This is a genomic window from Photobacterium lutimaris (assembly GCF_003025555.1).
GTDB lineage: Bacteria > Pseudomonadota > Gammaproteobacteria > Enterobacterales > Vibrionaceae > Photobacterium > Photobacterium lutimaris.
In genome coordinates, this window is the sequence record NZ_PYMH01000003.1 from 256,222 (window position 1) to 278,302 (window position 22,081).

Below are 22,081 nucleotides of genomic sequence, written 5' to 3' on the forward strand. Positions count from 1 at the left end.
AAAATTATTAACAAAAGTACAAGGCCATGAATGGTCATTCACTCTTGGTGAGAAATTCTCCTGCTTATTGCGAGTAACTTTTATATCTATTGGTTAATTTGGGGAAAATGTCATTAGAGATTATTATCATTAGTAGTAATCACTTAACGACGATGGGAAGAGGAATGGAACAACTCGATTTTTTTACGATTCCCAGCCCATGTATTGGGGTATGTCAGACCAATGACCGAGGATATTGTAAAGGTTGTTTTCGCAGTCGTGACGAGCGATTTCATTGGCAGCAACTGACCAATGAGCAGAAGCGAAACGTCGTTAGACTGTGCAAGCAGCGCTACCAGAGAGTGATGAGGGCGAAAGCACAGCAAGGCCGTCAAGACGATTCAGACAATGGTCATTCCCCTCAACAAGAGTTGTTTTAGTTGAGAGACAGGTATAAAAAAAGCGCCATAAAGGCGCTTTTTAATATTGAGTATGAATCAACGGCTATTAAGCGCGTTTGAAGTCCATGTGCTCAACTTTTGGCTTGAACGCGTGACGCTGGATGTCTTGAGGCTTAACAGCAACTTCTTGACCGTCGATCACAAGAACTAGACCTTCGTAGAACTCAGGCTTGTCCATCTGGTTGATCACTTCGTCGTGGTTCAACTCGATAGATACAGGAGCTGCTTCGCCACCGTAAACGATTGCTGGGAATTTACCTGCGTGACGTAGGCGGCGGCTCGCACCTTTACCAAGGTCAGTACGTACTACTGCTTCAAATTTCATTTTAAATACTCTTTAAATTAAATTCACTGAGTAATGCGACCTTACTCAATGTCGTAAAAACGAGCGCGAAGAATAGCAGCGATACTGTGATGCATCAAGGAAAAAAGCGTTCCTTTTATTCAATGACTTAAAAATTAAGCGATTAGCACGAAAAGACAATTGCTTGGCGATAAGCCACGCACTGATTATACCTAATAGCCTGAAGCAAAAAAGTTTCTCGTGATTAGATGATATTTGAGAGCGAAAGCAATCAAAGAAAAGAAAAACCAAAAATACGCATGATAATGATAGTAATTATCGTTTGTGTTTGTAATAATTATTGCCAGTTTCATTACCAACTAAAATATCATTAAGCAGGGAATATGAGTTACAAGCTTACTTTTTTGGCAAGTTCAGTGGTTCTTGCGCTTTCACCGGCTCTATACGCACAAGAAGAGTATTCAGTTTTTGATGAAGTGGTTGTTTCGGGCACCCGCTCAGAGCAAAGTATCAAAAACATTCCATCGTCAGTCTCTAAGGTGTCTTCGGAAGATATCGAGCAGAACTTAGCGACGGATGTTAAGCAGGCGTTGAAATATGAGCCGGGCGTACAGGTAAATGGGCAAGGCCGTTTTGGCATGGAAGATATTACCGTTCGTGGTATGAGTGGTAGCCGAGTGAAAGTGCTGGTGGATGGGGTAGAGCAACCTGCATCTTACAATCCGGGTGCTGATGTGATGCGTAAAAACGCCAACACGTTTGAAGTTGATACGCTAACAGCTATTGAGGTCAATAAAGGGCCGACATCAACATTATATGGTAGTGATGCGCTTGGTGGTACCGTACTGATGCGCACCAAGACCCCAGAGGATTTACTTGACGCTGGGGATGATACCCATGTTGGTCTAAAAACGGGTTATGCCAGCGCGAGTGATGAATATAAAGCAACCGTAGAAGTGGCCAACCGTACTGGCGATCTTGAAACCATGGTGATTTACACTTATCGCGATGGTAATGAAACTGAAACACACGGTGACGGGGCTAGCATTACCGGTCCTGAACGTGGTGCCGCAGATCCACTGAGCTACGAGTCGCATAATGTGCTGGGTAAGATTTTTTACCAAATTAACGCGGACCACCGTGTTGGCTTAACCGGTGAATTTTATACTCGCGATCAGATGGTGACCACATTGAGCCGTGAAGGTTACGACGGTGGCGGTGGCTTCATGCCTGGCTTTGTCTATACCAACGTCAAAGGTGATGATAAGGATGATCGTTTACGACTGGGTTTTGAGCACGAGTGGCTGGCTGGGAACGTCGCTTTTGACTCATTAGAGTGGAAGCTTAACTGGTCTAAGAGTGAAACTGAACATAATAACTTCGATCATACTGATACCTATGGAAACCGTAACCGCGCCCGCTCAGGGACCGATGAAAGTTTACAGCTTAATGTTCAAATGCAAAAAGAGCTGCAATTGGCAACAAGTCGCCATGAGTTGACCTACGGTATTGATGCATCAGACGCGTCGTTTGAGCTGGACTATACAGATTACTTTCTGGATACAGGCACCAGCATGCCAGGTTCGTCAGAAGTCCCTAAATCTGACGAGGAGAAGTGGGCTGTATTCGTGCAGGACCAGATGTTCTTGATGGATGAGAAGCTGGTTGTGACAGCGGGCCTCCGCTACGACGATTACAGGGCGAAACCGGATTCATCTTCCGGCTTAGAAGAACATAGCAGTGATGCCATAACGACACGATTAGGCGCTGTTTATCACTGGAATCAAAATGTTAGTACGTATGCCCAGTACAGTGAAGGGTTCCGCTCGCCAACCATTTATGAGCTTTATTACGACAAAGACAATGCTGCTCATGGTTACAAGATTGTCTCTAACCCGAACCTGAAACCGGAAGAAAGCCAGTCTTATGAAATTGGCCTGCGAGCAAACAATCGCCTTGGCGCATTGGAGTTAGCAGCATTCTACAACGACTACGATAACTTCATTAAGTCAAAGACCGAGGAAGTGAACGGTATTGATGTAACGACCAATGAGAATATCGATAAAGCGCGTATTTATGGTGCTGAGTTAAAAGGTAGCCTCTGGTTAGATGAAGCTTTCGGTGCGCCAATGGGAACCTATGCTCGCTTGTCGATGGCTTACTTGGATGGTGAAGATAAAGAAACGGGTGACACACTTGATACAATCGCACCGTTCACGACTGTTGTCGGTGTTGGTTACGATGCACCGTCAGAAAACTGGGGGAGTGCATTGACTGTTACTGCGGTATCAGCAAAAGATGAGTGGGAAGAGACTGACAACCTAGAGGCACCGAGTTACACCGTTGTTGACCTAACGGGTTACTACCGTCCTACGCAGGATCTAACCCTACGTGCTGGCCTATTTAATGCCTTTGATGAGAAGTACTGGCAATATCAAGACCTAGAAGGCACAACGGCTTCGACAGACGGTGTTGACCGCCGAACACAACCTGGCCGTAACTGGGGGATCAACCTCGATTACAGCTTCTAATTCAACATCTATTTAGACAAAAAACCGCACACAGTTATTGCTGTTGTGCGGTTTTTTTATGGAAGGGGTGAAAACGGTTTACGCTTTTTGATATTGGTCTAGGTCAAATAGTTTGTCGCGAATCGCCCAGAAGCGCCCGTTCTTACGGGCAATAACGATTTCAGGTGGTCGGAAACGGTGCTCGTTATTGGCGACTTTTGTCGGTGCCGTATCGGTAAAGGGACGGTGGCGATCGGCAAGGTGCGGATTGACGAATTTCTTGGTGAATATCTCTTTTTGGACCTTGGTTGATAGTGGCCACACTTCACTGATTTCTGCTCCTTCGTCACTGATGTAAATGACTTTAAGCTGGGGTTTACCGTATTTGTTTTTACCCGCTTCAAGACGGAGGTCGTGGCAGTTCATGATCATTGCGTCTTTGAGCTTCAACGCGTCACGCAGTTTCTTATCGGGGTCCACCATCACCGCATCGCAGACATTACAGCGTCTTGCGGCGATGTCATTGTCTGCGCCACACTCTTCGCAGTACTTAGCGCGGAAACGATAACCGCATTCTTCACGCTCACCAGTATCGTCATCTTCGAAGTAGCCCTGGCAGCGGCGGCCATAATGCTCAACCAGAAACCCGGCAGGGTCGAGTTTGCCCCAGAAGCTGTTTTTGAAACCACAAGCAGGGCAGGGAACCATAATAACTTCACTGTCGCTATTCGGTTTGGGATCGCCGACCTCGGGTTGGTAAAGGTCATAACAGTTACCCGCATATTCAAGTACCAAGCAATCTTGTTTGCCTTCGAACAGACGCAGCCCTCGGCCAACGATTTGTTGGTACAAGCTAATAGATTCTGTCGGGCGTAATATCGCGATAAGATCGACGTGTGGGGCATCGAAGCCGGTCGTTAATACTGAAACATTGACCAAATATTTGATTTCACGGTTCTTGAACTGCTCGATGATACGATCCCGTTCATCTAACGGGGTATCACCAATGACCAACGCTGCGTTTTCACCCTCGAGATAACCCATGATCTCTTTGGCGTGGTTGACGGTAGAGGCAAAAATCATCACCCCTCGACGGTTCTTAGCGTAGTCAATCACCTGATCGATGATCATTGGGGTTGCGCGACCAGACTGTTCAATCACACTGTCGAGATCCGCTTCTTTATAACGGCCATTATTGCCGGGCTTTAGCTGGGAGAAGTCGTAGCCCATTACGGCCATATCCATCATTTTGGGTTCGGTTAGGAAGCCCTCATCGAGCAGGTAGCGGATTGGCAATTCAAAAATGCAGTCCCTGAAGAAACGCTCTCCCTCGGTACGGACCTGACCACGGGTGTGGTATTTATAAATCCACCCCATTCCTAAGCGATAAGGTGTCGCGGTTAGGCCAAGGATCTTAATGCCGGGGTTGATTTTTTGTACGTGTGAAATCACCCGGCGGTAGGCACTGTTCTCGTCATCGGGCACACGGTGGCATTCATCAATGACCAACAATGAAAATTCATTGGCAAATTGGTCAAGGCTGTTGGCCATTGATTGCACAGAGGCAAAGACGACTTGGCGATCGGTTTCTTTTCTTCCTAGTCCGGCTGAAAAGATAGAGGCTTTGAGACCATAGCTTTCATATTTGCTATGGTTTTGTTCGACCAGCTCTTTGACATGGGTAAGCACCAGTACACGTCCTCGGGCAATACGCGCAAGTTCAGCCACGACCAAGCTTTTACCTGCCCCTGTAGGCAGGGCAAGTACGGCCGGTGAGGTGTTCTTTCTAAAGTAATGGATGGTCGCATTGACACTGTCTTGCTGGTATGGGCGGAGCGTATACATAAATGGTGAAAGCCCGGAAATGAAAATACTGTGTAAGTGTACAGGTAGGGCGATAGAATGAAAACACCCGCGGGTAAACTGCCCGCAGGTGTTGATGTATTCGGGTTATAGATTAAGAGGCGATGTGTAGTGGCATTTCTTCTGCGGTGATGATTTTTGTCATCATACAGAACTGGCGACGGGGTACAAATTCATGTTTTTCATAGAACTTACGTGCACCTTTGTTGCCGATATTGACTTCAAGCGAAAGGGCGTTAACCCCAGCAGAAGCAGCATGCGCTTCGATTTGTGGCAGTAAAATCGTCCCGATCCCTTGCTGTCGCCATTCAGGTTTAAGGTAAAACTGATCGATCAAGCCGACTCGTCCACCATGCTCCAAGCTGAAGCTATAGCTAATAATAATATGGCCGGCAATGAGCTTTTCGCCATCATTGTCCACTTCAATAAACCAAGCCTGGCCGAGCTCGGGGTTAGTGATCAGGTGTTGGATAGCCTGTTGAGTTTGTTCTTTCTTTTTCGGTAGTACTTCATATTCAAACAGTTCCTCAACCAGAGTAAGCAGCATGTCCATAGATGAAATACTTGGCGCAACAAGTGAAATATTCATATCGTAACCTTCACAGTTAGTCGGTATAACCAATGCGTAGATGATACTTGTTATACGTAACCATTGCCTGAATACGTTTATTGATTCTTACAGATACATCGAAAAAAGTTCGAGACTTTGAGGTTAGTTACGTTCTGAGATTTTGCACTGAACTTTTGGGAAAATTGTGTTTCACAAAGCAGGGTGCTTTGTGGTTTCGTTGTTCAGATGCTTCTATTTTAGTCCATTACACGCCGAGGATAATGCCTAACCTCTTTAGAATTGCTATGATACGCGCTTTTGTACCATCTGGAGCCAATAATGAGGCTTGATAAGTTCCTTAGCACGACACTTGGAATTACCCGTAAAGAAGCTGGTAAGCTATTAAAAAACAAACAAATTGAAGTGAACGGTGACATTGTAAAAAATGGTTCCCTAAAGGTGACCGATGATTGCGACGTTCAGTTTGATGGCCGCTCTTTGCGTTTTGATGGTCCACGATATTTCATGCTCAATAAACCATCGGGCTTTGTTTGTTCCCACGTGGATGACCATAACCCGACGGTTTTTGTCTTGCTTGATGTAGTGAGCCCGGAAAAACTACACGTTGCTGGTCGACTTGATGGCGATACAACAGGCTTGGTGTTATTAACAGATGATGGTCAGTGGTCACACCGTATCACGTCTCCTCGCCATGTATGCGAAAAGGTATACTACGTGGAAACGGCTGATCCAATTCCAGAAGAAACTATCAAGCAGTTTGCCGAAGGTGTGCAATTGCGCAGTGAAAAAGATCTTACTCGTCCTGCGAAGCTAGAAATCTTAGATGAAAAAGCAGCGTTGATTACAATATCCGAAGGTAAATACCATCAGGTGAAGCGTATGTTCGCTGCTGTCGGTAATAAGGTTGAAGCCTTGCACCGTGAGCAGATCGGCAGCGTGGAGTTGGATGAAGATCTTGAACCGGGTGAATACCGCGCTTTGACGGCCGAAGAAGTCGCGTCTTTCTCCAAGTAACAGCACATAATAATTGAATAACTTAAGAGGGATTATGCTAGTGATCCCTCTACATTCTATACATCTCTCCATTTCTATTTATCCCTGCAATATGACATGGTAGAAACGCACTATTTCCCAGAAGGAAAGAGTGTATTCAGCCAATTCATCGTACAATACAAGTCTTTGACTTTTTCCAGCACAACTGAGAACACATGACTGCGACAGACAGCCAAAAACTAAGTATTCAACTTATTATAATTTTAGGTGCAATTGGTGCACTGACGCCGCTGGCTATTGATATGTATCTTCCGGCGATGCCAACCATTGCCAAAGATTTGATGGTTAATCCCGGGTTGGTACAAGCGACGCTGACTGCGTATACCGCAGGTTTTGCCGTCGGTCAGTTGGTACATGGTCCACTGGCAGATAGCTATGGTCGTAAACCCATTCTGATTATAGGAATTATTCTATTCGCCATCGCTGCTGTTTTCTGTGCTGTTTCCGGAGATATCATTGAATTGACGTGGATTCGGGCGGCGCAAGGCTTTGCCGGTGCGGCTGCGGCAGTAATTATCCAAGCCTTGGTGCGGGATATGTTCGAGCGTGAAGACTTTGCCCGAATGATGTCGTTCATTACCTTGGTGATGACGGTTGCGCCTTTGATTGCACCAATGCTAGGTGGTTATCTGGCTGTGTGGTTTGGTTGGCGATCGATTTTTTGGGTGTTGGCACTCTTTGCCATTATTATCTGTTTGGCAGTAACGACCAAAATCCCAGAGACGCTGCCAAAGGAAAAACGCTTACCGTTTCATCTTGGTTCAACCCTGCGTAACTATGCAAAAATGCTCACCACCCCCGTGGCTGTCGGCCTCGTGTTTTGTAGTGGTTTCTCGTTTGCTGGTATGTTTACCTTCTTGACTGTTGGTTCGTTTATCTACATTGATATTTACCATGTCAGTACACAGTACTTCGGCCTGTTATTTGGTCTGAATGTGGTGTGTTTGATCTTGATGACCAGTATCAATGGTCGTTTGGTGAAAAAGTTAGGATCACATTGGATGCTACGTTTTGGCCTGACTGTGCAGTTAATCGCCGGTCTTGGCTTGGTTTGTGGCCAGCTGCTTGGCTTGGGCTTGTGGGGGGTAGTGATCCCTGTCATGCTATTTGTCGGAACCATCTCAATTATCGGCAGTAACACCATGGCATGTCTGCTTGCTCGCTATCCTCATATGGCGGGTACGGCGTCGTCGCTGGCAGGAACGTTGCGTTTTGGTACCGGTACCGTTGTTGGCGGGCTGGTCGCTTTAATGCATAACAATACGCCGTGGCCGATGGCGCTGACAATGGCGGCCTGTGCTGTGCTTTCAGCTTTGTTTTATTGGTTCCTTTCACGAGAGGCATAAAGGTTATCAATGGCTACGTTTTATCAAGAAATATATAAGGTTGTTTCGCAGGGGCTGCAAGAGTTGGTTGATTCTCAGCAAGCTGGAAAGACACCTAAAAACCCGGTGAGTGAGACTCTGTATCTCAATGCTTGGGTGACCAAGGTCATCAAGCAGCAGCGTTATGAGCATGTTGTTGCCAAGACGTTGGTTGCTTGGCAGAAGCAGGCGCGTAGTATGGGTAAAAATGCGCAACTGAAGAGCCAGTTTGAACAGATCAAAGCTTGCTACGAAGGGATCCCTCATGAAGGAGAGATCGCGAATACGCTGAGCGATGCGCAACTAAAAGCATTCTATGAGCAATTGGAAGAACAAGACTGGCTAGTTACGACCGAGCATGAAGTCAACCGCAAGGTAACCCATCATACTGATGGTCAGGCGTCACTGGTTGTTTGCTCGACACAGTATGCGGCTGCTTTTGATGAAGCGGGTGAGATGGTGAAACCGTTATCTCTGTTTGTTCGAGGTGATGCCCGTGCGTTGATCGATGTTGCTTATGGGCAAGGTTTGTTGCTTTACAAAGTGACGGACTATAAGTCGATTGTGAAGTACCACGGTGAGTATAAGCTGTTCCCGCGAAATGCTGGCACGCACCTGCCAGAGCTACCAACGCAAAAATAAACGACTGCTTTTAATGAATAACGGGAACCTTGTGGTTCCCGTTATTGGTTTCAATAATACGGCGGCAGTCTACATTATATGGTTTCGGTTTTGCCTTCTTGGGCATGTGCGTGGCAGCGTTCGACTAGCGCATGAGTCATACCACGGAAGATAAAGAGGTGGGCCGGCATCATGGCAAACCAGTAAAGTAAACCTGAGAACCCAGCTGGGTGCCACCAGGCTCGGATGTCAATCTCGCGGTAATCACCTTTATCCTCAATGGTGAATTCCAATCGGCCCAGTCCCGGTGCCTTCATGCCAAATAGCAGTGACAAAAACGCATTCGGTATTATGTTGATGACTTTCCATGAATCGATTTTGTCACCTAATTCCAGCTGCTTGGGATCCCTGCGATAGCGCTTGAGGGCATTGCCGCCAATAGCGAAATCCATCCATTCCCGTATCCGCCATAGGTAGTTAGCATAGAAATACCCTTCTTTTCCACCGATGAGCTGTACTTGGTGCCATAGTTGCTCAGCGGTAGCATCGGTTTTCAAACGGTATCCTGCTTGCTTGGGGTAATAACCATAGCCGGGTTGCCAGCGGGCGAGGGCATCCGGGTCAAAGCCCCATATATCACTTCTGACGACTTCATTTTCATGCCCCAGGGTTTCTTCGACTGCTTCGTCGTAGCTGAGCAGATGCTGGGGAATTAGGGAGTGTAGGGCTGTGCCATTTGCCTGCAGATCATGTCCGAGTCCCCCTATCAGCGCCTTAGCAATATTGGTCGGTACCGATGTCACAATACGTAGCCACCTTGCCGCGAACTTTGGAGTCAGAAAGGGAACCGACAAGATACGGGCTTTTTTGCCTAAATGCCTCCCGATCATTTTTAGCTGTTGGGCGTAAGTGATATTGTCTGGTCCAGCTACATCCATGATTTGATGGCGAGTTGGCTTGAAATGCAGTAACTGCAGCAGATAGTACAGCAGGTTACGCAGTGCTATTGGTGAGCTTTTGGAATACACCCATTTAGGTGTGATGAGAATTGGAAAGTGGAAAACAAAATCCCGCATCACCTCGAATGCCGCAGAGCCCGGGCCGACGATGATTCCGGCTCGTAATTCTGTGATGGTTTTACCGCTTTCTCTAAGGATGTCACCTGTGGCTTTTCGGGCTTGCAGGTGCTCGGATGGTTCGCCATCAGCAGGCTGCAGGGCACCGAGGTAGATCACTCGTTCGACCGAAGATTGTTTTAAGGCGTTACTGAAGTTTTGAGCCGCCTGTAACTCAATATCAATAAAATCATGGCCATGATTCATACCATGAACAAGGAAAAACACACTGTCTACACCTTCAAGCAGCTCAGGTAAATTGTTGGCTTCATTGAGATCTAATTGGTGAAGGCTGATGTTTTGTATTTCTTGCCACCCGCGTTTTTCTAACAATTTTAAGTTGCGACCAGTGGCTTTAATTTTGTAGCCAGCGCTAGCCAATTCCGGCACAAGGTGACTTCCTATGTAACCTGATGCGCCGACCACTAAAATTGTTTGCTCCATAAACTACGGCTCCGTGTCACAGGGTTGCTGGTTAGTATGGATAGTTACTCTGGGCTTAATAGCACAGTGATTCCCTGCAACTTAATGTAAGTAGGGTTTACACTAAAATATAACAGTAATTGGTATTAAGTAGAGTCTTTTTGTGAGTCCCTTGTAGGGGGTTTGCCGAAAATGTAGGCCAGATGTAATGGATTAGTTGTATTTTATCTCCATGTTCTTCAAAGTGCTTTATAGAACAATCGGTTTACTGTAAATTTCAGTTCAAAGACTTCCTACCTCTGGGGATTATAATGTTACGACTGGTCAACCTTTGCAAAGGGTACATGGATGGGGATGAATACCATTCAGTTTTGCAAGGAGCTGAGCTGGATTTAAAGCAGGGTGAGCAACTGGCATTAATGGGTGAGAGTGGCTCGGGTAAGAGTACACTGCTCAACCTTATTGCAGGCTTAGATTCTGTTGATTCTGGGGAAGTATGGTTAGGTAATAAGCCGATACACTCGATCTCAGAGCGAGAGCGAACTGCTTTTCGTCGTAACAATATTGGGCTTGTATTCCAGCAATTCAACTTATTACCGACCTTAAGCACTGCCGATAATATTCGTTTCTGTCGCCAGCTTAAAGGGTTGCCAGAGAAACCGGCACTATGGCGTCAAATCATAGCCGCATTAGATTTGATGCCGCTGTTAGGCCGCTACCCTGAAGAAATGTCGGGGGGGCAGCAACAACGGGCTGCAATTGCCCGGGCTCTTTACATGGAACCACAAATCTTATTGGCTGATGAACCGACCGGCAGTTTGGACGAACGAAATGCAGCTGCCGTAATTAACTTATTGGTAAACCTGACCAAACAATTGCACTGTACGTTGCTGTTAGTAACGCACAGTAAGCAGGTTGCCAAGCATATGAATGGCTGTATTCGCCTGCAAGGAGGGCTGTTGCATGTCAAGCCCCGTAGCTAAAGCGCTCTGGGGGCATTACAAGCGTCACCCACTTCAAATTGTCCTTGTGTGGTTGGGGTTGACCTTAGGCATTGCCTTGCTTGTTGGCGTGATGGGGGTTAACCAGCAGGCCCGAGAAAGCTACCGTGACGGTGAACTCCTTTTTTCAAATCCATTTCCTTATCGTATTCGTCACAGTCAACCTGCACTGAAGGTGCCTCAGGGGTTTTATATCCAGCTTCGTCGTGAAGGTTTTAGTCAGTGCGTACCGTTGGATGAACAGCGTATCTCGCTAGAAAATGGCCGCAGTGTCGAACTCGTTGGTATTGACCCTGTCGCCCTGTTCTCGAGTTTCCGTCAAAACACGATGGCTGGTTCTGGTAACCAAGAGCAAATACTGTCATTAATGCAGCCGCCGTATCCTGTGCTGGTGGGCGACCAACTTGCCAACTATATGGGATTTCAAGACGGTCAGACACTTTTACTGGAGTCTGGAAAGACTATCGGGCCACTGCGCGTATTAAATGAAGAAAGGATTAAGGGGCCTAGACTCATTGCTGATATGTCCTTGCTCAGGCAGTTACAGCCAAGCTCAGGGTTGAGCTCTATTTTATGCGGTGAATTGGATGCCCGAACACTCAGTCGGCTTGAAGGTAAGTTACCGGCAGCATTGAAGCTTGAGAAACAAGAAACGGCGGGCCTAGAGCCGCTGACGGATGCGTTTCACTTGAATTTATTTGCAATGGGCATGCTGGCTTTTGTCGTTGGCCTATTCATCTTCTATCAAGCGATGTCACTGTCTTTTTCTCAGCGTCAGCCATTGGTAGGGTTAATGAGGCAAGCCGGTGTTTCTTCAGGGCAGTTGGTGCGGGCATTGAGTGTCGAGCTGATTGTTTGGATTATTGTCGGACTGGTTGGTGGTAACCTTCTTGGCTTATTGTTGGCGGAGAAGTTGTTGCCGTCTGTGGCGCAAAGCCTCAACGATCTTTATGGGGCTAATGTCAGTCTTGTTGTTCGCTGGCAGTGGGAGTGGGGCCTTGCTTCGGTATTGATTGCCGTCGGTGGTTGCTTATTGGCCTGTGGTTGGCCATTAGTACGCTTAATAAGGACTCAGCCTGCACGCTTGTCGACTCGGATGTCTCTGATCAGGTTCAGTGGGCGCGAGTTTGCACTTCAAGCGGTATTCTCGTGCCTGTTTATCGGCGCTGCCATCGCGGTGTATCAGCTGCCACATGGTCAAAAGGCCGGCTTTGTCTTGATTGCCTGCATTTTGATAGCGTCGGCGTTGGTAATGCCATTCCTACTGTGGCAACTGTTTCGGGTCTTGGGTATTGCGGCACGCTCGGCGCGCCTGCGCTGGTTTTTCTCTGATGCCGCCGCCAGTTTGAGCTATCGCGGCGTTGCCTCAATGGCATTTATGTTGGCATTGGCATCGAATATTGGGATGGAAACCATGGTCGGTAGCTTCAGGAATACTACCCAAACATGGTTAGAACAGCGATTGGCTGCTGATATCTATATCCGCCCTTCGGTCAATATGGCACCTAGGATGACGCAATGGCTGGAAAATCAGGATGAAGTGAAACAGGTTTGGTGGCAGTGGCGTAAGGTACTGCCAACCGAAGCGGGGACACTACAAGTTGTCAGTGTTGGCGGTACAGCCGATGAGAAAAAGGCTTTGGCCGTGAAAGTTGCGGCTCCCAATTACTGGCAGATGCTCCATCATGAGCGTGCCATTCTTGTCAGTGAATCGATGGCATTGAAGCAGAATATCAAGCCGGGACAAGTGTTAGACCTTCCTCCTCCGCTCAATAAGCAATGGCGGGTCGCAGGGGTTTTCTATGATTATGGCAATCCCCATGGCCAAATAATCATGTCTCAAAAACGCTGGAAAGCGGTATGGCCGAATAAAGGTCAGGTTAGCTTGGCGATACATCTGGATGACCATTCTCAGGCTGATACCATGATCCGCTTGTTGGGTGAGGCCTTCCGTCTGCCACCAGAGCGGATTCGGAACAATAATGAATTGATGTTGCAAGCGATGAACGTATTTGACCGTACCTTTATTGTCACGGCAACCCTTGGCAAGCTTACTTTATTTGTGGCCGTGTGTGGTTTGTTCTTTGCTACGGTGGCAGGTGAAACCTCGCGCCTTCGCCAGTTTGCATTGCTGCGCTGTATGGGTATGACGGGGCGGGAGTTGGCCTTGCTCGGTGGCGGTCAGTTGCTCGTTATCGGGGTGTTGACGGCATTGATAGCTTTGCCTCTGGGATTGGTATTAGCCCAATTGTTGATTGATGTAGTGCTTAAGTATTCTTTTGGCTGGACGATGCCGATTGAGTATTTTCCAACGAATTATCTGTTCTCTTTAGGTTCGGCCTTATTGGTGTTGTTGCTTGCTGGAGCATGGCCCGTATGGCGTTTGGTGAAGCAGTCAGCCATTATGTCATTAAGGGAGTCATTCTAATGAAGGGAAACAAGTTTCCTCGTTGGTATCTGGCCTTATCGGTATTAGCGCTGATCATCACATTGTTTATGTTGAGCTACGACAGGCCGGTAACAAAGGCTGACCCCTCTGTTACGATGATGGTAGGGCAGGATAGTGACCAGTTTGCGCAAGTTACGCCGGGCTATCAATTTCAGTTTCCTCGAGATCATTTACCGCACCCTGAATTCAGAACGGAATGGTGGTACCTGACGGCAAACCTGAAATCTGAGGACGGAGAAGAGTTTGGTTTGCAGTGGACTTTGTTCCGCTCCCGCTCGGTCACAGAGGCTGGCCGGGGGTGGAAAAGTCCTCAGCGATATATGGCGCATACGGTGGTGACCAGTAAAGACAAAACGTGGTCTGCGGAGCGCTTTGCCCGTGGCGGTATTGGACAGGCCGGTGTCTTAGGTCAGCCTTACCGAGCTTGGCTGGATAACTGGGAGTGGCGCTCTGTTTCAGATTCACCGTTTCCCGGTATTTTATCGTTCGCAGACAATAGCGGTATGGCGGGTAAATTAGCCATTCAGCAAACAGGTAGTATCGTGCTGCAGGGCGAGCAAGGCTATAGTAAAAAACACGCTACGGAAGATATTGCATCTTATTACTTCAGCGCACCTTTTTTGCAGATTGATGGACAGTTGGAGCTGGATGGCAAGCTGTACCAGGTATCTGGTGATGCTTGGTATGACCGTGAATGGAGTAGCCGTGGTCTTTCAAAGGATCAGATAGGTTGGGATTGGTTCTCTATCCATCTTGATGATGGAAGTGCGTTAATGCTGTACCAGATCAGGGAAAAAGATACCCGGCCGTATTATTTTGGCTCGCTCAGCTGGCCTGATGGTACGACTGAACTATTGTCAGCTGATGATATTCAGCTATCACCGGTATCATTTACTAAACATGCAGATAAGACGTATCCTGTGGTATGGCGGGTCAAAGTGCCGTCAAAGGCGATAGAGCTTAAAGTGGATGTGGTCCGAAAGGAGCAGTGGCTTCCCTTCATCTTCTCGTACTGGGAAGGGCCTATAACGGTTACGGGTAGTCACACAGGACAAGGATTTATGGAGCTGACGGGCTATTGAAGCCGAGCCCTGTAAAAGATTATTAGGAAAAATAGGTGTTAAGTAACGTGCATTTCGATGAACAGACGCTGTCGCAGCGCTTAATGAATCATCGCCGAGAGTTTCATCGCTACCCAGAAGCCGCGTGGCGTGAATTCTTTACGACAAGTCGTATCGCTAGCCACCTTGAACACTTGGGCTACTCGCTGCACTTCAGTGATGAGATCATTTCGCGCTCTTCAATCATGGGACGCAATGAAGTGCTCGTCGCTGAAGCGCAAGAGCGGGCAATAAGCTGGGGGGCTGATATTACGTATCTGGCCCACATGGATGGGATCACCGGGGTTGGTGCGGTACTGGACACCGGTAAACCAGGCCCTGTGATTGCGCTCCGCTTTGATATCGATGCGGTAGAAGTGATGGAAAGCGAGGAAGATGCTCATCGACCGCGTTTTCTTGGTTTTGCTTCTCTGGCCCCTGGTATTGCTCATGCATGTGGACATGACGCCCATGCTTCGATTGGTCTAGGGGTTGCCGAGGTACTGGCTGAAAATAAACACCTCCTAAAAGGGAAAATAAAATTACTTTTCCAGCCTGCTGAAGAAGGTTGCCGCGCAGGTAAGGCAATCGCCGAAAGTGGTTGGTTGGATGATGTCGATTATTTCTTTGCTGCCCACATCGGAATGAATGTGCCAAGTGGTACGTTGGTTTGTGATCCTCAACACTTTTTATGTAGTTCCAAGTTTGATCTTCATTTTGTGGGGAAACCGGCTCACGCCGGTATTGAGCCGAATGCTGGGCAAAATGCCCTTGCTGCGGCTTGTACGGCGGTCAATCAAATGTTGGCAATTCCGCGTCATCGTGATGGCATGACCCGTATTAACGTTGGGCAAATGCATGCGGGGGATGGGCGCAATGTGATTCCGGCCAGTGCAGTGTTGCTGGGGGAAACCCGCGGTGAAAATCGTGCGCTTAATTCCTATATGTTCCAGCAGGTAGAGAATATCGCCCAAGCTGCAGCTATGATGCACGGGGTAAAAGTTAATCTGTGTGCCCAAGGCGAGGCGATTGGCCTTGAGAATGATCCTGAATTAGTTGAATTGCTCGAGGGTGTTGGCCCGGAGAGTGGGTTTACCGAAGTGGTTCGAGAAAAAGACTTCGGTGCCAGTGAGGATGCGGGATATTTGGTTGATCGTGTTCAGTCTCGTGGCGGTAAGGCGATCTATTGCCTGGTTGGCTCGGACTTAACAGCTGGCCATCATAACGGTGATTTTGATATTGATGAGAGCCGCATGCTACCCGCAGTGAAGCTACTGCTTAATGCGGTCAATGCGCTTCAGCAACCGCCTTTGGTAAAAGAGCCAATAGGTGAGTCGTCGATCACCAGTAATTGATTACATGCCCCAGCTTATTGCTGGGGTTTTTTCTACTGAACCACGCAAGACGTCAGAATGGTAGCGGCATTATTCGGGGGAGAGATCATGAAATTCGATACATTGATTTTTGATTTAGATGGCACTATCAGCGATCCCAAGGTCGGGGTGGTGCGCTCGATGAACCATGCTTTAATTGCCCATGGCTACCCTGCACGAAACGAAGATGAAATTGCCCGCTATATTGGTCCTCCGCTGGATAGAATTTTCATGGATCTTGTTGGATCAAAGCAATCGTCATTGATCCTTGAGCTTGTTGCTACCTTCCGTCAACGCTATGCCGATATCGGTTATTCAGAGAATCAACTTTATGTTGGTATGCGAGACACGCTTGATACATTGAAATCGGAAGGGAAATATCGCCTAGGCGTCTGTACGTCCAAACGTGTTGATTTTGCGTGCAAGATTTTAGCGCTGTTCGGCCTACTTGAGCACTTTGAGTTTGTCGATGGAGGGGATGTTGGGGTAGAAAAGTGGCAACAGCTGCAGGCACTCAAGGAGCAAGGCGTGATTACTGAGAAGTCCCTGATGATCGGTGATCGCTATGTCGATCTTACTGCAGCACATAAGAATGGATTAACGTCAGCAGGTGTGCTTTGGGGTTATGGCTCTAAAATGGAATTGGAAACGCATATGCCAGCCTTCATATTCTCTAAACCGCAGGAACTAACGCAGTTATAAGTTATTTCTTACTATTGTGATAATTGTTTTAACAGCTTAACAATTCGATAGCTAAGATAATTTTTTTGCTGAGTGTTACCAAAAATATCCTAGCATTGTAGTTATGTCCACACGGACATAATGACTAATGCTGGAGGGGTGGGGTGAGCAAAGCCAACACTCAGGTACTGCGTATCAGAGATAAATTATCAGTTTTCCAGTTGGGAAACTGGCTAATCCCTTTTTGCTTGAGCGATAAGTTCAAGTTTGCTTTCCGTGTCGCCACCAGTCTTACATTAGCCTATATGATCCCAATGGCTTTGGGGTGGACACAACCTTCAACCGCTGCAACGACCGTAATGTTGATTGCATCAACAGGTAGTCGTCGTGAATCCATGGCAAAGGGGACGTTGCGAGTACTCGGTACAATTGCGGGTGGCATTATTGGCTTGCTGTTAGTCGGACTGTTCGCGCAGGATCGTTTGCTGTATATGCTGGCGGTTTCTCTTGTTGTGGTGGTCGTGTTCTATATCCGTTCAGCCTATCTGAATGATCCGACATTGTTTATGCTCACCGGCGTTATGATCCTGATGATGTACAACGGGGGCAATGCCGAGGGCGCTTTTATTTACGGTATTGATCGTACTTTTATGACGGTGTTCGGGGTCGTTGTTTATACCCTCGTTGGTGTCTTTCTCTTTCCGCCCAAGATCGAACAAAATCTGCGTCAGTTAGGTGATGATCTGACTCGTGTGCAAAAAGACTTGTTTGAATCAATGAGTGTCCCGCCGAAGCAAAAGCCGCTGGCAGAGCCTGCGGATAGTTCGGATAACGGCGATACCGACGTTGGCCCTGCCTCTCCAACCTTGGCAGAACTCAGTAAAGCGGTATTTGCTGCCCAGCAAGCATTTGAGACTAGATACCAAACACTGAACAGTGAGTGCAGTGAAGTATCTGCTTATAAAAAAGAGTGGGATGGCACGGTAGCGTTGTATGCTCAAATCACGGAATTACTTCTTTTTGCAGCCAAGGAACAATCGCGGTCAGGAGCGCATCCAATAGAATACATTAGGGGTTTTGATGAGTTACGCAAAGAGGTGATCCAACTGTTTGAAAGGCTCCCTGATGCATGGGAAAAACAGGCTGCACACTCTCCCCAGCCTTTGGACCCTGTTGAATATGATGGAGATAGGTTGGAACAAGCCGGGCACCTGTATCGTGGTGAGGCATTATCTTCGGGGTATTTGATCAACCAATTACGAGAGCGTCTGGCCAAGCTTGAAAGCTGTATCAGCAGTATCGATTCATTGACAGGAACCGTCGATTTCGATTTACCGCCATTAAAAGCCAAGCCCAATTTTAATTGGTGGGATGCTGAAAATGCAAAGTCTAGCATTAAGGTATTTGTGACCTATTGGATCGCTGCCGCATTTTGGATTCAGTTTAATCCGCCGGGTGGCTATAACTTTGTCATTTTTAGCACACTGTTTGTTTCTATTCTCTCTTTTCTACCGTTCCACCCAGTAATGCTATTGATATTGTTTACGCTGGGTTTTGTTTTTTCTGTACCGGCCTATGTTTTTCTATTGCCACAATTAACCCTAGGCGCAGAGCTGGCTTTGTTTATTTTCATTTATACCTTTGTCGGCTTCTATGTGCTCAAAGGCCCTGTGACCATCTTTTTCTTGTTAGGGATGTTCACCCTCGGTATCGATAACAACATGGTGTATCACTTCGGCATCACCTTAACGATTGTCACCTTATTTTACATGACGGTGTTGTCAGTGGTGATTTCCTACTATTTACCGTTTTCAAGTCGTCCAGAACACTTGTTGTTGGTGTTCAGGGAACGCTTTTTTCGTCATGCGACAGGTGTGATCCGGTTGCTTCAGTTCGAGCAGTTGTCACTATGGCAAAAGATACAATTGGCTTGGCGGGTAACCACAATGGTGGTCGCGTTGAAAAAGATGCAAGTATGGGGATCGAAATTTAACACTGATCCTTATCCATCACTCACGACTGAGCGGCTTAATCGCTATATCTCCCAATGTGACTTATTCCACCATCACTTGATGACATTTATCAAAGCGCGGAAAAAATTGAATGAAAATCCGTTATTGGCCCAGGCTCAAAAAGGCAATAGGGATACGGTGATCCCTGCATTGTCACAGGCTTTATGGATAGCGGACCGACCGGAAACTGAGCGGCGCAATGCTGAGCTTTTAAAACAAGACTATCAAGACTTAGAAGCTCGACTCGATGAGTATTTTTCTCATCTTGAATTGGAGAAGTATTCTAATTCAGACATTGCCGGCTTTTATATTTTTCTAAACTTGAAGAAAAATATTTTTGAATCATTGCTGAGCTGCAAGCAGGCGAGCGATGACGTTGTTTGGGAAGAATTGTCGGTGAAGCGATTTTAGGGGGCAGGGTGTGGTAAGTAAGATCGGCGTTTGCATAACATCATTATCCTTGCTTGTTACGTCAGGCTGTACGGTATTGGGACCGAAGTTTGAAGGCGTGGCACCGGCTACGTTGCCAACATCGTGGTCTGCATCGGACCTTGTGCAGAGCAAAAACAAAACCGCTCGCTGGTGGCAGCAATTTAATGATCCTGTACTCAATGAATTAGTGGAAACCGCAAGCCAGCAAAATCTCGATTTAGAAGCCGCGGGGTTGAGGATCCTGCAGGCCCGGACCGCCGTCGGTATCGCGGAATCATTTCAATACCCACAGCGACAAAATGTATCGGGGAGTGTGGCAAAAATATATCAAAACGAGAACACCTTCGATAATGCTGCGTTGAGCTTCGACGCTGGTTGGGAGCTGGATGTTTGGGGGCGTTATGTGCTTGGCGTCGAGTCAGCTGAGGCGACCCTGTATGCCTCTATCGCTTCCTATCACGATATTTTGGTCACCATTACTTCAGAAGTTGCTAGAAATTACATCAATTACCGGACATTCCAAGAGCGGGTGCTGCTATCTGAGCGAAATATTGAAATTCAGCGCCGCGTTGAGCGGATCACTGAGATTCAATATGAATCGGGGGATGTGACTGAATTGGATGTTCAGCAGGCGAGAACCCAGCTGTATAACACCGAGTCGGTATTACCTAGTCTGAAAATCGGCATGATGCAATCGCGCAATGCCATTGCCGTGCTGCTTGGCATTCTGCCGGAACAAGCGATGGTGCTGCTGGATAGCCCTTGGGTAAGTGCCAAAGTGAAAGCCTTCGACAATAAATATGAAAATACGCGCACTAGCAGGCTAACCAGCGATTACGACCAATATTCATTGATACCTGCCACGTTACCTATCAGTACACAAGTCGATGCCGGTTTGGTACTACGCCGGCCAGACCTTCAACTAGCCGAATTACAAGCCCATGCGCAGAGTAGCCAAATCGGTATTGCCGAAGCAGATCTATACCCGCAGTTCTCCTTGTTTGGTGTCATCGGTATCAACAGTACCGTTCCGGCAGGTAATGACTTTAGCTTTAGTGATTCACTCAATCTTTCCCTTGGTCCCGCGTTTTCGTGGAATATTTTTCAGTACGGCCGGGTGAAAAATACGGTTCGGGCTCAAGACGCTCGCTTCCAAGAGACGTTGACTAATTACAACAAGCAGGTGCTGCTGGCGGTACAGGAGGTCACAAATGCGATGGAGTCTTACCAGCTCAATCAATATCAACAAAAGCTTGCCTTCCGCTCCGTAGACGCATCAGTACGTGCTTACAACATCTCATTAACCCAATATGAAAATGGTCAGATTAGCTTCGATCGTTTACTCAGCTCACTCGAGAAGATGACCCGAAGCGAAGATGCCTATGCCACTGTGAAAGGGAATGTCGCCAATCAAGTGATCGCTCTCTATAAGTCACTCGGCGGCGGATGGGAAGCTGAAACCGGCCGGCCATACCTCAATGATGCATTGCGTTCGCAAATGGAGAGCCGGACTGACTGGGGGGAGATGCTGGATGAAACGCAGCTTCCTGTCTTGTCGCCCAATGAAGTGCCGAAAGCCGTATCCCCCTTTGGTGAGCCGATTGATCCGACCAAGCAACGTTATCCTGGAGGCCCATAATGGAAGTGCCGCATGAAATGTCTTGGGGAGATGTGTATTACTCGCCCTTTTTACTTGTCATCATCTTGTCTGTAATTGCGACTTGGATAACGGTAGTGATTTTAAATAAAACGCGGCTATCTCGACTGATTGCCTACCCATCGATGACATTTTTGGCAATAACGGTGCTTTATACCGTTGCTATTGATGCTTACTTTATTCAGTTTTAGGTGTGCATATGAAGAGTATAAAAAAGCTATTCGTTATTGCGCTAAATCTCATCATTATTGGTGGTGCCATCTACTATGGTTACCAGAAATATCAAGAGTACTTCGACAACCCGTGGACTCGCAACGGCCAAGTCCGCGCCAATATTGTTAAGGTCGCGCCCAGGGTTTCAGGACCTGTTGTTTATGTGCCTGTTGTCGATAATCAATTTGTGCGCAAGGGTGAGCTATTATTTCAAATCGATCCCACCACGTATGAAGTGGCGCTATCACAAGCAGAAGCCTCTCTTGAGAAATCGAAAATAAGCTCGAAAGGCAAGAAAATCGAATTAGACCGCTTACTCGATATTCAACGTAAAGATAAAGGGGCTGTATCACTGAAGGACATTACCCGTCGGCAAATCTCTTATGAAGAGTCGCTCATTCAAATCAAAGTGTCCGAGCAAAAACTGCGCGCAGCCAAATTGAATATGGAATTTACCCAGGTGTTCGCCTCGGTTGATGGCTATGTGTCTAACTTGGATATTCGAGAAGGCACGCAAGCCGTCGCCAATCAGCCTTTACTCGCTGTGGTAGATGTAAACAGTTTTTGGGTGTTTGGCTATTTTCGTGAAAACCAACTATCCAATATCGCCATAGGCGATCAGGCAAAAGTGACCTTGATGGCTTATCCAGAAGAGCCGATTGAGGCCGTTGTTGATTCTGTCGGGTGGGGGATCGCCCCGCAAAACGGTGCCGTGGGCTATAACTTACTACCAAGCGTCAATCCTGTTTTTCAATGGATTCGCTTGGCACAGCGGATCCCGGTAAAAATTACGTTATCGGCATTACCTGAGGGCGTGAACCTGCGTTTCGGTATGACGGCATCGATTATGGTGATGGAAGAGAATCAGGCTTCAGAGTCAGGGCATTAACAATCATCGT

At 47.2% G+C, this 22,081-nt stretch carries 18 protein-coding genes; 14 read left to right on the plus strand and 4 right to left on the minus strand.

The features are described from left to right. Nucleotides 1-164 precede the first annotated feature (164 nt). The gene (locus C9I99_RS10175) at nucleotides 165-419 is read left to right on the plus strand and encodes a DUF1289 domain-containing protein (RefSeq protein WP_107348762.1); all 255 of its coding nucleotides are present in this window, start codon (nucleotides 165-167) and stop codon (nucleotides 417-419) included. A gap of 67 nt (nucleotides 420-486) precedes the next feature. Here the strand turns inward: C9I99_RS10175 and rplY are convergent, their stop codons facing one another. Next, nucleotides 487-765, minus strand: coding sequence for a 50S ribosomal protein L25 (gene rplY, locus C9I99_RS10180; RefSeq protein WP_107348763.1), 279 nt, complete (start codon nucleotides 763-765; stop codon nucleotides 487-489). A gap of 362 nt (nucleotides 766-1,127) precedes the next feature. On the opposite strand from rplY, the gene C9I99_RS10185 reads away from it, so the two are divergent. Continuing rightward, nucleotides 1,128-3,275: a TonB-dependent hemoglobin/transferrin/lactoferrin family receptor gene (locus C9I99_RS10185; protein ID WP_107348764.1), complete on the plus strand. Its 2,148-nt coding sequence runs from the start codon at nucleotides 1,128-1,130 to the stop codon at nucleotides 3,273-3,275. A 78-nt stretch (nucleotides 3,276-3,353) separates the two neighbouring features. Here C9I99_RS10185 and radD read toward each other — a convergent pair whose 3' ends face one another. Further along, a complete protein-coding gene (radD, locus tag C9I99_RS10190) occupies nucleotides 3,354-5,099 on the minus strand; it encodes a DNA repair helicase RadD (protein ID WP_107348765.1) in 1,746 nt (581 codons plus the stop codon). Between the two features lie 112 nt (nucleotides 5,100-5,211). Beyond that, nucleotides 5,212-5,706: a GNAT family N-acetyltransferase gene (locus C9I99_RS10195; RefSeq protein WP_107348766.1), complete on the minus strand. Its 495-nt coding sequence runs from the start codon at nucleotides 5,704-5,706 to the stop codon at nucleotides 5,212-5,214. Between the two features lie 300 nt (nucleotides 5,707-6,006). Between C9I99_RS10195 and rsuA the strand changes: the two genes are divergently transcribed. The 3 genes from rsuA (at nucleotide 6,007) to C9I99_RS10210 (ending at nucleotide 8,747) form a co-directional block, all read left to right on the plus strand. Then, the gene (gene rsuA, locus C9I99_RS10200) at nucleotides 6,007-6,702 is read left to right on the plus strand and encodes a 16S rRNA pseudouridine(516) synthase RsuA (RefSeq protein WP_107348767.1); all 696 of its coding nucleotides are present in this window, start codon (nucleotides 6,007-6,009) and stop codon (nucleotides 6,700-6,702) included. Between the two features lie 194 nt (nucleotides 6,703-6,896). Beyond that, the gene (locus C9I99_RS10205) at nucleotides 6,897-8,087 is read left to right on the plus strand and encodes a Bcr/CflA family multidrug efflux MFS transporter (RefSeq protein ID WP_107348768.1); all 1,191 of its coding nucleotides are present in this window, start codon (nucleotides 6,897-6,899) and stop codon (nucleotides 8,085-8,087) included. A gap of 9 nt (nucleotides 8,088-8,096) precedes the next feature. Next, the gene (locus tag C9I99_RS10210; RefSeq protein ID WP_107348769.1) at nucleotides 8,097-8,747 is read left to right on the plus strand and encodes a DUF2913 family protein; all 651 of its coding nucleotides are present in this window, start codon (nucleotides 8,097-8,099) and stop codon (nucleotides 8,745-8,747) included. Between the two features lie 74 nt (nucleotides 8,748-8,821). On the opposite strand, the gene C9I99_RS10215 is transcribed toward C9I99_RS10210, so the two are convergent. Next, nucleotides 8,822-10,285, minus strand: coding sequence for a DUF2867 domain-containing protein (locus C9I99_RS10215; protein WP_107348770.1), 1,464 nt, complete (start codon nucleotides 10,283-10,285; stop codon nucleotides 8,822-8,824). Nucleotides 10,286-10,575: 290 nt separating this feature from the next. Here C9I99_RS10215 and C9I99_RS10220 point away from each other — a divergent pair, with 290 nt between their 5' ends. From C9I99_RS10220 to C9I99_RS10260, 9 genes are all read left to right on the plus strand, one after another. Beyond that, the gene (locus tag C9I99_RS10220; RefSeq protein ID WP_107348771.1) at nucleotides 10,576-11,247 is read left to right on the plus strand and encodes an ABC transporter ATP-binding protein; all 672 of its coding nucleotides are present in this window, start codon (nucleotides 10,576-10,578) and stop codon (nucleotides 11,245-11,247) included. Next, nucleotides 11,228-13,693 (plus strand): ABC transporter permease, encoded by a 2,466-nt coding sequence (locus tag C9I99_RS10225; RefSeq protein ID WP_107348772.1) that lies wholly within the window; start codon nucleotides 11,228-11,230, stop codon nucleotides 13,691-13,693. Before C9I99_RS10220 ends, C9I99_RS10225 begins: the two co-directional genes overlap by 20 nt. Next, nucleotides 13,693-14,796 carry a lipocalin-like domain-containing protein gene (locus C9I99_RS10230; protein ID WP_243734482.1) on the plus strand — a complete coding sequence of 368 codons (1,104 nt, stop codon included), beginning with the start codon at nucleotides 13,693-13,695 and terminating at the stop codon, nucleotides 14,794-14,796. Before C9I99_RS10225 ends, C9I99_RS10230 begins: the two co-directional genes overlap by 1 nt. A gap of 35 nt (nucleotides 14,797-14,831) precedes the next feature. Then, on the plus strand, nucleotides 14,832-16,169 hold the full coding sequence (locus C9I99_RS10235) for an amidohydrolase (RefSeq protein ID WP_107348773.1): 1,338 nt from the start codon (nucleotides 14,832-14,834) through the stop codon (nucleotides 16,167-16,169). A gap of 87 nt (nucleotides 16,170-16,256) precedes the next feature. Next, complete coding sequence (locus C9I99_RS10240; protein WP_166645425.1) at nucleotides 16,257-16,889, plus strand: HAD family hydrolase; 633 nt, start codon at nucleotides 16,257-16,259, stop codon at nucleotides 16,887-16,889. A 227-nt stretch (nucleotides 16,890-17,116) separates the two neighbouring features. Continuing rightward, nucleotides 17,117-19,291: an FUSC family protein gene (locus C9I99_RS10245; protein WP_107348851.1), complete on the plus strand. Its 2,175-nt coding sequence runs from the start codon at nucleotides 17,117-17,119 to the stop codon at nucleotides 19,289-19,291. A gap of 10 nt (nucleotides 19,292-19,301) precedes the next feature. Further along, entirely contained in the window at nucleotides 19,302-20,951 is a 1,650-nt protein-coding gene (locus C9I99_RS10250; RefSeq protein WP_107348775.1) for a TolC family protein, read from the plus strand. A 5-nt stretch (nucleotides 20,952-20,956) separates the two neighbouring features. Further along, the gene (locus C9I99_RS10255) at nucleotides 20,957-21,160 is read left to right on the plus strand and encodes a DUF1656 domain-containing protein (protein WP_082008569.1); all 204 of its coding nucleotides are present in this window, start codon (nucleotides 20,957-20,959) and stop codon (nucleotides 21,158-21,160) included. 17 nt (nucleotides 21,161-21,177) lie between these two features. Then, the gene (locus C9I99_RS10260) at nucleotides 21,178-22,071 is read left to right on the plus strand and encodes an HlyD family secretion protein (RefSeq protein ID WP_107348852.1); all 894 of its coding nucleotides are present in this window, start codon (nucleotides 21,178-21,180) and stop codon (nucleotides 22,069-22,071) included. Nucleotides 22,072-22,081: the final 10 nt, after the last annotated feature.

Coding starts and splice junctions, on each gene's coding strand:
- C9I99_RS10175 (WP_107348762.1), top strand. CDS start 165: ATGGAACAACTCGATTTTTTTACGATTCCCAGCCCATGTATTGGGGTA.
- rplY (WP_107348763.1), bottom strand. CDS start 765: ATGAAATTTGAAGCAGTAGTACGTACTGACCTTGGTAAAGGTGCGAGC.
- C9I99_RS10185 (WP_107348764.1), top strand. CDS start 1,128: ATGAGTTACAAGCTTACTTTTTTGGCAAGTTCAGTGGTTCTTGCGCTT.
- radD (WP_107348765.1), bottom strand. CDS start 5,099: ATGTATACGCTCCGCCCATACCAGCAAGACAGTGTCAATGCGACCATC.
- C9I99_RS10195 (WP_107348766.1), bottom strand. CDS start 5,706: ATGAATATTTCACTTGTTGCGCCAAGTATTTCATCTATGGACATGCTG.
- rsuA (WP_107348767.1), top strand. CDS start 6,007: ATGAGGCTTGATAAGTTCCTTAGCACGACACTTGGAATTACCCGTAAA.
- C9I99_RS10205 (WP_107348768.1), top strand. CDS start 6,897: ATGACTGCGACAGACAGCCAAAAACTAAGTATTCAACTTATTATAATT.
- C9I99_RS10210 (WP_107348769.1), top strand. CDS start 8,097: ATGGCTACGTTTTATCAAGAAATATATAAGGTTGTTTCGCAGGGGCTG.
- C9I99_RS10215 (WP_107348770.1), bottom strand. CDS start 10,285: ATGGAGCAAACAATTTTAGTGGTCGGCGCATCAGGTTACATAGGAAGT.
- C9I99_RS10220 (WP_107348771.1), top strand. CDS start 10,576: ATGTTACGACTGGTCAACCTTTGCAAAGGGTACATGGATGGGGATGAA.
- C9I99_RS10225 (WP_107348772.1), top strand. CDS start 11,228: ATGTCAAGCCCCGTAGCTAAAGCGCTCTGGGGGCATTACAAGCGTCAC.
- C9I99_RS10230 (WP_243734482.1), top strand. CDS start 13,693: ATGAAGGGAAACAAGTTTCCTCGTTGGTATCTGGCCTTATCGGTATTA.
- C9I99_RS10240 (WP_166645425.1), top strand. CDS start 16,257: ATGAAATTCGATACATTGATTTTTGATTTAGATGGCACTATCAGCGAT.